This is a genomic window from Collinsella aerofaciens (genome assembly GCF_040920445.1).
GTDB lineage: Bacteria > Actinomycetota > Coriobacteriia > Coriobacteriales > Coriobacteriaceae > Collinsella > Collinsella aerofaciens_BH.
In genome coordinates, this window is sequence record NZ_JBCOTQ010000052.1 from 4,660 (window position 1) to 15,442 (window position 10,783).

Below are 10,783 nucleotides of genomic sequence, written 5' to 3' on the forward strand. Positions count from 1 at the left end.
GGGTTGAGCTTCATGGTCTGGCCCACGATGTTGGCGCTCTTCTGGCGCTCGCCCTTGAGCAGACCCATCTTGTACATGGTGTAGAGCAGTTTGCGGTGCGAGGGCTTAAAGCCGTCAATCTCGGGGAACGCACGCGAGACGTTGACGCTCATGGCGTAGGGCATGTAGTTGACCTCGAGCGTCTGTGTGATCGGCTGGTCGGTGACCTCGGAGTGCAGGCCGATGACGTTCTCGGCGTTGACCTGCTTTTTCTTTGGCTGGTTCTTCGTCTTCTTCTTTGCCACGATTTCCTCTTGAACTTCTTATGGGCCGTCGTTATCGATTTGCTGCTACTGCAGGTCCAGCTGGTCCAGGTATTCCTTGCCGTGCTCGGAGATGTGACGCTTGCGGCCCGCCTCGTCGTTGCCCAGCAACAGGTTGAACATGGTCTCCATCTTGGTGACGTCCTCGGGCTCCACCTTGATCAGGCGGCGCGTCTCGGGGTTCATGGTGGTGAGCCACATCATGTCCGGATCGTTCTCACCAAGACCCTTGGAGCGGTTGATGGAACACTTCTGGTCGCCGATCTCTTTGAGGATGCCGTTCTTCTCGAGCTCGGTGTAGGCAAAGTAGGTCTTCTCTTTGCAGTTGATCTCGTAGAGCGGCGACTCGGCGATATACACGTAACCCTCGTCGATAAGTGTGGGCACCAGGCGGTAGAGCATGGTGAGCACGAGCGTGCGGATGTGATAACCGTCGACGTCGGCGTCCGTACAGATGATGACCTTGTTCCAGTTGAGGTTGTCCAGGTCAAAGGCGCCCAGGTTCTTGATGCGCTTGTCCTTGATCTCCACACCGCAGCCCAGCACGCGCATAAGGTCCATGATGATGTCGGACTTAAAGATGCGCGGATAGTCCTCCTTCAGGCAGTTGAGAATCTTGCCGCGGACGGGCATAACGCCCTGGAACTCGGCATCGCGCGAGGTGCGGATGGCACCAGCTGCCGAGTCGCCCTCTACGATGTAGATCTCGCGACGGCTCTTGTCCTTGGAGCGGCAGTCAATGAACTTCTGCACGCGGTTGGCCATATCGGTCTTCTGCTGCAGGTTGGTCTTGATGCTCTGGCGCGTCTTCTCGGCATTCTCACGCGAGCGCTTGTTGATGAGCACCTGCTCCATAATCTTGTTGGCAGCGTCTTTGTTCTCGATCAGGTAAGTCGAGAGGCGCTCCTTAAAGAAGGCCGTCATGGCCTGCTGGATAAAGCGGTTATTGATGGCCTTCTTAGTCTGGTTTTCGTAGGACGTCTGGGTGGAGAAGCAGTTGGTCACCAGCACCAGGCAGTCCTGGACGTCCTGCCATTTGATGCCGCTCTCGTTTTTGTTGTACTTGCCCTGTTGCTTAATGTAAGCATCGATGGCGCTGGTCAGAGCGCTACGGGCCGCCTTCTCGGGCGAGCCGCCGTTCTCGAGCCACGACGAGTTGTGGTAGTACTCCTGCATCATGAAGGTGCGCGAGAAGCACATGCACGCGGTAATCTTTACGTTGTAGTCGGGCAGGTCCTCGCGGTCGCGACCGCGACGGTCGGCCTCGATAAAGAAGGGCTCGGTAAGGTAGTCGGTACCGACCTTCTCGAGCACGTAGTCCTCGATGCCCTTGGGGTAGCAAAAGTCCTCTTCGGAAAACTCGCCATCGTCGCCCTCAATGCGCAGGCGGAAGGTCACGTTGGCGTTGACCACGGCCTGGCGGCGCATGGTTTCGCGATACCAATCGTGGGGGATGCTGATGGAGGTAAAGACCTCAAGATCGGGGCGCCACTTGATGGTGGTGCCGGTACGGTCCTCGTCGCTGGGCTCAATCTCGAGTGCCTTCTTTTTGGCGCCGACGACCTTGCCCTTCTTAAAGTGCAGGGAGTACTTGTTGCCGTCGCGCCAAACCGTGACGTCCATGTACTCGGAGGCGTACTGGGTCGCGCACGAGCCCAGGCCATTGGTACCGAGCGAGAAGTCGTAGTCGCCGCCCTGGTTGTTGTTGTATTTGCCACCTGCATAGAGCTCGCAAAAGACGAGCTCCCAGTTAAAGCGCTTCTCGGAGGGATTCCAGTCGAGCGGGCAGCCGCGGCCGTTGTCCTCTACCTGGATAGAGCCATCGCGAAAGGCGGTAAGGGTGATGAGCTTGCCGTAGCCCTGGCGCGCCTCGTCAACGGCGTTGGACAGGATCTCGAAGGCGGCATGCGCGCAGCCGTCGAGTCCGTCCGAGCCAAAGATGACGGCGGGGCGCAGGCGTACGCGCTCCTCGTCCTTGAGCTGGCGGATACTGTCGTTACCATAGTTTGCGGTGTTTTTTGCCATGCTCGCTCTCTTGGTACTTCCTCTTGTGTATTTAAGTCGTATAGATAGTCAAGGTAGCATAGCCCAGCCCGTGGGCGATTCCACCCAACACGAAATCCATCGAACAATCGTTCGAACTTAGGCTGAAAAGAGCTCACTCGCACAAAACCGAGTCGGTTTTGTCCGAGTAAGTTTGAAGACGGCCGAATGTGTCTTGCTGCGTTTGCGGTTGGATACGTTGTCGAAGACGTGTCGTGCGGATTGTTGGCGAAAAGACGGCGTGCCAAGCTCGAGGCAGAACTCGACTCCACTGACGATATCTAATGCGTAATGGGCTGGCTCTGGGTATCCAGAACCAGCCCATTTGATGTTCGATGAGCCGAGTCGGCGTCTCTCACAAAAGTAACTAGGGGCTAGCGAGGCCTATCCGAATTGACCTCATTGGCGGTGTCGGTTTCGAGCGCCGTGCGGCGGGCGCTGTAGGCGACGAGGCCGGCGCCGGCTGCGGCGAGTGCTGCAGCGGCTGCCGTAAGGGGAGCGTTGACATCGCCCGTGCCCGCAAGCGCGCCCGCTTTTCCGGAGCGCTTGTTATTGCCGTGGTCCTTGCCACTGCCGGAGCTGCTTCCGCCGGAGCCGCCGCCCTCGTCGGTACCGCCGCCACTCGAGCCACTATCGCTGTCCGCCGTCATCGGGGCGTCGTGAAGTCCTGTCGTATCCGCGCTGTCGCATACGCCGACCTGAACTTCTGAGCGTTCGCATGCCGCGTCGGGCACATGAAGCTCGTGCAGTACGGCACCAAGCGCCGAGTTTGTGCCCGGTCGAATTTCCTCGAGCGTCACGGGATCGAGCGCCACCAGCTTACGCGCCTTCGCATACAGCGTTACGCGTTTGCCCACTTCGTCGCTCCAGCTCTCGGGGATGGCGAAGCTCATGCGGAACTGTGCCGTGCAACCCGGTGCCAGCACGGCGTTGCCGTTGTCGGCTACCAGCGGGTGCGTCGCAAAACGTGTGCCCAGCGTCTCGAGCGCGTACTTCACGCGTGCCATGTCGTTGGCCGAAGCGTCCTCGGCAAGCTCTGGATCGTAGATCGAAGCCATGCGTGCGTTCGCTCCGAATCCGATGGATGCGCTGGAGAACGGCTGGCTGGAGCCCTCTCGGTACAGATCGATCGTGCCGGCGGTCAGCAAGGTGTTGCCGTCGTTTCGCACCGTGACCATGAAGGATTCGCCTGCTGCTCCGGGCACCACCGCGCCCGAGGTAGCGACCGCGCCCGTCGGAGTGGCACACGCCACCAAGGGCACTTCGATGCCGTGCAGCTCTGCCTCGCTCTTCTCCGCGCTCACAATGTGCGTGGCGAGCGCGGAGAGCATGCCTCCCGACGTCAAAAATGTCGTTATCTGATCGATGGGATGGTCCAGCTCGCACATCACGAACGGCTCCGTGAACAGATCGCCTGCCAAGGTGCTGGCGAAGATGCGGAAGTGCTTGCCCATCACTGCTACCGGGTTGCCTTCTTCGTCGTAGGTCTGTCCCACCTTGCCATCGGTGTTCTCTACATAGAGCACGCACCTGCCGTTGTTGCTTACGCTAAACGATGCCGGGCCACAGCCTGCGGCACCCACGGGCTCCGACGCAAATGCCGCCGCGCCTCGCGTCCAAGTAATATGCTGCAGCTGCTCGTTGACGGTGGCCAAAAAGCCCGTGTGCTGCGGCCACGGCACCGCACGGGGTACCGTGGCGTCTGGTGACATAACGCCCCAGCCCGCAATGGACTGGCCGATCACGGCGTACGATGCGCAGCCGCAACCGTCTGCGGTCTCGTACGCAACGGGCACCACCATTTTGCCGTTGATATCCTCGGGCTCGCCCAGTTCGATACTCGACGGTGCTTGCGGAAAGCGGAGAACTTGGCGGAACGTCAGGCTGTCGCCCGAAACGTCCGACCACAGGGTAAAGCACTCCAGCGCAACCTCAGCCTCGCTGCCGAGTGCCTTTTCTGCGGTGGTTCCGCGGCGGTGGAGGTAGGCACCCGACAAGCGCCCGTCGACGAGCGTCTTGCCCACCGTGATACGCGGGCACTGCAGGCAATGGTAGCCATCCTCTTGCAGGCGGCCGCGCGAGATGCTGCGCCATGACGTATGCGACACCACGCGGATCTCGTCATTACTCGAGGACAAGCTCGAGAGCCTGGAGAAGGAGTTCCCCGGCTGTGGAAGCACGCCGAGTGCAGGCGAGAGCGTCGACGCTTCGACCGCTGGCATGACGGCTGGTGCCAATGCTTCGAGCGAGGCGACGAAGTTCCCCAGCTTTACGGGCAAGGACCTGGATGGCAACGACGTGAACAGCGACGAGCTGTTCTCTAAGAACAAGGTCACCGTCATGAACTTCTGGTTCACTACTTGCAAGCCGTGCGTGGGCGAGCTGGGCGATCTTGAGAAGCTGAATCAGGAGCTTGCCGAGAAGGGCGGCCAGGTCGTGGGCGTCAATTCCTTTACGCTCGATGGCAACAAGGGCGAGATCGCAGATGCCAAGGACGTGCTGAGCAAGAAGGGCGTGACATATAAGAACATCTGGTTCAAGTCGGATAGCGAGGCCGGTAAGTTTACGTCAAATTTGTTCTCGTTCCCGACAACGTATGTCATCGATCAGAATGGCAACATCGTAGGGGATCCAATCGTGGGAGCCATCAGCTCCGCTGAGCAGCGCGCAGCGCTCGACAAGCTTATCGACCAGGCGATTGCGAATAGCGAGCAGTAGAAAACGCGTAAAGCATGGCGAGGATCGCGCGCCGCTGTGCGGAGTAGTCCGCTGCCTTTCAAGATAATCTCCACCATACAGAGGTCCCGCTCGGGACCTCTTCTTTTGGGCGTCGTCCCGTTCGTTTTTTGGCGCGGTTCCCTACATTCCTCACTGGCTCCGGCAAAAAATGGGGATAGAGTAGGACAAACGCGTCGAATACGAACGGCGGGGGAGAGCGGGCAAGTGCGTCCGCGTGGGAGAGGTTGCCGTCCATGTTGGAGCTCAAAGGTATTTGCAAAAGGTACGTCACACAGTCGTTTACGCAGGTGGCGCTCGATAACGTGAGCCTGGCTTTTCGCGATAACGAGTTCGTGGCCATTCTGGGTCCCTCGGGCTCGGGCAAAACCACAATGCTCAACGTTATCGGTGGGCTGGACCACTTTGATTCCGGTGACCTGTTGATTGACGGTATTTCGACCAAGGACTTCCGTGACCGCGATTGGGATGCCTATCGCAACAACCGCATCGGCTTTGTGTTCCAAAGCTATAACCTCATTCCGCATCAGACCATTTTGGAAAACGTGGAGCTGGCGCTCACGCTCACGGGCGTGGGGCATGCCGAGCGCCGCCAGCGTGCGCGCGAGGCGTTGGAGAAAGTCGGCTTGGGCGAGCACGTTAACAAGCGCCCGAGCCAGCTTTCGGGCGGGCAGATGCAGCGTGTGGCCATCGCCCGCGCCCTGATTAATGATCCCGAGATTGTGCTGGCAGACGAGCCGACCGGCGCTTTGGATTCAACGACATCCGTACAGGTCATGGATCTGCTCAAGGATGTGGCGCGCGACCGCCTGGTCATCATGGTCACGCACAATCCCGAGCTGGCGTACCAGTACGCCACGCGCATCGTCAACCTGGCGGACGGTAAGATCACCGACGATTCCGATCCTTTCGATGTCGCTGACGCCACGCGCCGCGAGGCCAAGCCTACGCGCAAAACCTCGATGAGCTTTGTGACGGCGCTGGGGCTTTCTGCCCGAAACCTTATGACCAAGAAGGGCCGTACGGCCATGACTGCCTTTGCGGGCTCGATTGGCATTATCGGTATCGCGGCGATCCTGGCGCTCTCCAATGGCGTAAACGGCTACATCAAAAAGGTCGAGGAGGATACGCTCTCGAGCTATCCGCTCGCCATTTCCAAGCAGGACTACGACCTGTCGTCTATGATGGGTGGTCAGGGGGCTGCGGATGACGAGGCGTCTAAAAACGAGGGTTCGTCCGACGGCGGCACCGACGGCAAGGCTCAGGGAACCGATGAGATTCCCGTGGTTACGGCCGTAAAGGATATGTTTGCGAGTGTTAAGTCCAACGACATGACGAGCTTTAAGGCATGGCTCGATGCCGGTGGCGATGGTATCGACAAAGAGGTCAACGCCATTCAGTACGGCTACGGTGTATCGCCGGTTGTCTATCGTGCCGGCAAGGGCGATGAGAAGCCTGTCCGGCTGGTGCCCAACGCCATGACCGAGGCCATGAGCGGCGGCGCGAGCTCAGCAGCAACGGTGAGCATGGAGTCCATGGGAACCTCGGTCTTCAACGAAATGATTGACGATCAGAGTCTGCTCGACAGCCAGTACGATGTCGTTGCCGGTCATTGGCCCACGTCCGCCAACGAAGCCGTGATGGTGCTTTCGAGTCGTGGCACGGTGGGCGACTACACGCTCTACAGTATCGGCGCGCTGGATATCAATGAGCTCAACGATCTGGTAAACAGCGCTATGACGGCTGACGGTGGGGTCGAAACGCCCGAGACCGGCACCGACTTTACCTACGACGATGCGCTGTCCACGACGTTTAAGGTGCTGTCGCCGGCCGATGCGTATCGCAAAAACGAAGAGACCGGCATGTGGACCGATATGTCTGGCGACACCGACTTTATGGCCGCCAAGGTTGCCGACGGTATCGACGTGCACATTGTGGGCGTGGTGCGACCAAACGAGACGGCCAATGCGAGCGCGTTGTCCCCGGGCATTGCCTACACGCATGCGCTGACTCGCCAGCTTATGGAGCGCGCCGCCGATTCGCAGATTGTGCAGGAGCAGCTTGCCCACCCCGAGACGGATGTCTTTACGGGCAAAACCTTCGACGAACTGCAAGGCGAGGCCAAGCAAGGCGTTGATCTGGGCAGCATGTTCAGTGTGGACGAGGCGGCGCTCAAGAGCGCGTTTTCGTTTGATGCGTCTGCGCTCTCGGGTGCGGCCGGCGACGGCATTGATCTTTCGGGCGTCGATCTGTCGGGCCTGGATATTGATCTTTCGGGCGTTGGCAAGGACATCGACTTCAGCGACATCATGGCAAAAGCGCCAACCCCAGATTTCTCGGGTATCTTTGACGGTCTGGAACTCACGCCCGAGCAAATGCAGCAGGTGGGAACACTAGCCAACCAGCTGTTTGAGGGCTTTTTGCAGTCTGATCAGTTTAAGGCACTGTCGCCCGAAGATCTTAAGGACGCGTCAAAGCTCTCTGCCGCATTCTCGACGTATCTTGAGAGTGATACGGCAGCCCAGCAAATCCTGGCTCAGCTCAAGGCGCTCGGCGGCGATGCCCTGGCCGAGCGCCTGCAACAGGCAATGACCGACTATGTGCAAAAGCAGCTGGCTCCATATCTGCAGCAGGCTCTGGATCAGGTGATAAAGTCGATCAGCGACCAGATTGTGGCGACGGTGTCAGATCAGCTCAAGGCGGGCGCGGCAGGGCTTATGGACCAGATGGCGACGCAGATGTCTTCGAGTTTTGCTAACCTGGCGAGCGCCATGCGCGTGGATGCGAGTGCCTTTGCTCATGCCATCCACTTCAACATGGACGCCGAGGACCTGAGTTCGCTCATGATGAGCTATGCCAAGGCTTCGAAGCTCACCTACGACAACAATCTGACCACGTTGGGTTATGCGGACGAGGCGGACCCCATCTCGGTCAAGATTTTCCCGCGCGACTTTGAGGCCAAGGAGCGCGTGCTCGATCACATCGACGCGTACAACAAGCAGGTTAAAGCCTCTGGCCACGATGAACAGGCAATCTCATACACCGACTACATGGGCATCATCATGGGTTCGGTGACCGACATCGTGAACACCATCAGCTTGGTGCTCATCGCATTCGTGAGTATCAGCCTGGTGGTGAGCTCCATCATGATCGGCATCATCACCTACATCAGCGTTCTGGAGCGCAAAAAGGAGATTGGCATCCTGCGTGCGATCGGCGCGTCGAAGCGCAACGTGGCCAACGTATTCAATGCCGAGACCTTTATCGAGGGCCTCATCGCCGGCGTCTTTGCTGTTGTCGTCGTGGTGGCCGTGAGCTTCCCGGTCAATGCTTGGGCGCTTGCGGTCAAACAGGTCCCCAACCTAATGAGTCTGCCCGTGCAGGATGCGCTGGTGCTCATTGCAATTTCTGTGTTGCTGACGGTTGTTGCCGGCCTGCTGCCGGCCCGTAGCGCATCCAAGAAGGACCCCGTCGAAGCCCTGCGCTCCGAATAATGTGACAAAGGGACAGTCCCTTTGTCACGTTCGTTGATATGAGAGAAGAGTAGATGATTCTATCGTTGGCCCCTATGGAGGGGATAACCGGGCATGTGTTCCGTCGCGTGCATGCGGAGTGCTTCGGCGCGCTCGATTGCTATTACACGCCGTTTTTGCCGCCGCCGCGGGTGGGAAATCGCTTTGGCGGCAAGGCGTTTAAGGAGATCGATCCTGCCAATAACCAGGGGCTCAACGTAGTGCCTCAGCTGATGTCCAAGAACGCGGACGAGTTTGTGTGGGCGGCACAGGTGCTCGCCGACATGGGCTACCGCGAGGTCAATCTCAACTTGGGTTGCCCTTCGGGAACGGTTGTCGCCAAGGGCAAGGGCTCGGGTTTCTTGCGCAATCTCGACGAGCTCGAGGCGTTCTTAAGCGATGTGTGCGAGCGGTCGCCGTTGCCGGTATCGGTAAAGACCAGGCTGGGGTTGGAACGCGATGACGAGTATGAACGTGTGCTCGATCTGTATTGCCGCATGCCGTTGGCAGAGCTGATTGTGCACCCGCGCGTACAGAAGGACCGTTATACGGGCTCGCCGCGCAAGGAGTTTTACGGCGAGACGCTGGAGCGTGCGCCGTTTCCGGTGGCCTATAACGGCGACATTTTCGATCTTGAGGATATGGACGCGCTGGCGGAGGCCTATCCCGACACGCGCCATGTAATGCTAGGGCGTGGCCTGCTCGCGAACCCCGCGCTGGCTCGCATGGTTAAGGGCGGTCCTGCTGCCACGGCAACCGAACTGCAGCGTTTCCACGACACGCTGTTTGCGGTCTATGCAGAAGAGATTGGCGGCAACGCGGTCTTTCGTATGAAGGAGTGGTGGTTCTACGCCAAGTGCGCTTTCGCCGACCCCGCTACCGTTCACAAGCTCGTACGTAAGACCAAAAAGGTCGACGAATACCGCGCCGCCGTCGAGCGCGTCTTTCGCGAACAGCCGCTTGCACCCACAGCTCGCTTCCACGGCTAACTAGTCATCGGGGGCGTTCTTTAACGACTGGTCATTTAAGGACGTCCCCAACGACTATGTAGCAAAAAGCTGTACACCAGCATCCAAAGATGTCGAAAAATGTCGACTTTGGATGCTGACGTACATGTTTGGGTCGTATGGGTTGGGGCGTTGGGGCCGGCCGACCGCAATAGCACGCTAGAGCAGGTTCTTCTGTACCCACGCGATGATGTCGCTCGACTCGTAGAGCGGCTTGCCGTCGATGAACAAGCAGGGAACCTGGCGCTTTCCGCCGACGGCGATGAGCGTCTGCTCGGCTTCGGGGTCGGTCGAGATATTGCGCTCGGGGATGGTCACACCGTTATCGGCAAGGAATCGTTTGACTTTTATGCAATACGGGCAGCCGGTCATAACGTACAGCGTGAGCTCATGATTAGTAGCCATGGGTCTCCAATCGGTTGAGGTTTCGATTGAAATACCCAAAGCAGCCGCGGTCTATGCGCGCGTCAACGACGACTCGATGGCCTGGACCAGAAACGCCGTGGCTCCGGTGCCGCAGGGCTTGTCGTAGTGGTCAACAAAGCGCTGATCGGCAAGATAACCGTGGGCGAGGCCCAGGTATGCTTCGTCTTGGGGCTCGTGTCCCCAGTTAAGGGCAATCCATCGACGGTGCATTGCGACAAGTTTGTGGGCCTCGTTGCTCTCTGGGTCGCCAATGCCCATGGCAATCGAAAGCTGGCCCAGAACAGCGCGTTCAAGTTCCTTCATGTCGTTCCATGTCTCGGGGTCCATGTCCAGTAACGTTTCGTTTGCTGCATCGATAGCCTCGTCGCCATAGCGCGCCCGCGCCTCGGCACCGTAGCGCTCCTCGTTTTCCTGCACGGCGCGCCAACGTTCCAGTTGCGGCAGGACGGCGCCCATGAGCGAGACGGCTTCGTCGAGCGACATGCCGGTGTTTTGCGCCAGCCGCGGGGCGCAATCCTCGATCATTGCCTCCATGGTGGTGTCGTAGGTGTACTGGCCGTGGTCGTAGCACCACTTGCAGTAATGGTCGGTCGCGGTGCCCGCAGCATCGGTGCCGCAGTCGTCGGGCGTGAGTGTCATGCCGCAGCTCTGGCAATAGTGCTCGGGCATTTCGAGCAGGTGAGACAAGGGTTCTCCGGTTACGGCTGCAATGAGCTTCATCATGTCGATGCCCGGTGTGACCTCGCCACGCTCCCAA

General features: G+C 59.1%; 8 protein-coding genes. 3 read left to right on the top strand and 5 right to left on the bottom strand.

The window, feature by feature from the left end:
* From AB5405_RS08140 to AB5405_RS08150, 3 genes are all read right to left on the bottom strand, one after another.
* The coding region (locus AB5405_RS08140) for a DNA gyrase subunit A (protein WP_368138136.1) at positions 1-284 on the bottom strand (284 nt) is incomplete at its 3' end.
* Positions 285-329: 45 nt separating this feature from the next.
* Positions 330-2,327, bottom strand: a complete 1,998-nt coding sequence (locus AB5405_RS08145) for a DNA gyrase/topoisomerase IV subunit B (RefSeq protein WP_117820832.1) — start codon at positions 2,325-2,327, stop codon at positions 330-332.
* Positions 2,328-2,719: 392 nt separating this feature from the next.
* On the bottom strand, positions 2,720-4,453 hold the full coding sequence (locus tag AB5405_RS08150; protein ID WP_368138137.1) for a hypothetical protein: 1,734 nt from the start codon (positions 4,451-4,453) through the stop codon (positions 2,720-2,722).
* On the opposite strand from AB5405_RS08150, the gene AB5405_RS08155 reads away from it, so the two are divergent.
* The 3 genes from AB5405_RS08155 (at position 4,428) to AB5405_RS08165 (ending at position 9,582) form a co-directional block, all read left to right on the top strand.
* Complete coding sequence (locus AB5405_RS08155) at positions 4,428-5,063, top strand: TlpA family protein disulfide reductase (protein WP_368138138.1); 636 nt, start codon at positions 4,428-4,430, stop codon at positions 5,061-5,063. The two genes, AB5405_RS08150 and AB5405_RS08155, sit on opposite strands and share 26 nt — an antisense overlap.
* A gap of 254 nt (positions 5,064-5,317) precedes the next feature.
* On the top strand, positions 5,318-8,575 hold the full coding sequence (locus tag AB5405_RS08160; RefSeq protein ID WP_368138139.1) for an ATP-binding cassette domain-containing protein: 3,258 nt from the start codon (positions 5,318-5,320) through the stop codon (positions 8,573-8,575).
* A 53-nt stretch (positions 8,576-8,628) separates the two neighbouring features.
* Entirely contained in the window at positions 8,629-9,582 is a 954-nt protein-coding gene (locus AB5405_RS08165; RefSeq protein ID WP_368138140.1) for a tRNA dihydrouridine synthase, read from the top strand.
* 177 nt (positions 9,583-9,759) lie between these two features.
* Here the strand turns inward: AB5405_RS08165 and AB5405_RS08170 are convergent, their stop codons facing one another.
* Together AB5405_RS08170 and AB5405_RS08175 are read right to left on the bottom strand one after the other, a co-directional pair.
* On the bottom strand, positions 9,760-10,005 hold the full coding sequence (locus AB5405_RS08170) for a glutaredoxin family protein (RefSeq protein ID WP_368138141.1): 246 nt from the start codon (positions 10,003-10,005) through the stop codon (positions 9,760-9,762).
* A gap of 51 nt (positions 10,006-10,056) precedes the next feature.
* Positions 10,057-10,783: TipAS antibiotic-recognition domain-containing protein (locus AB5405_RS08175; protein ID WP_368138142.1), on the bottom strand; the 727-nt coding region annotated here is incomplete at its 5' end.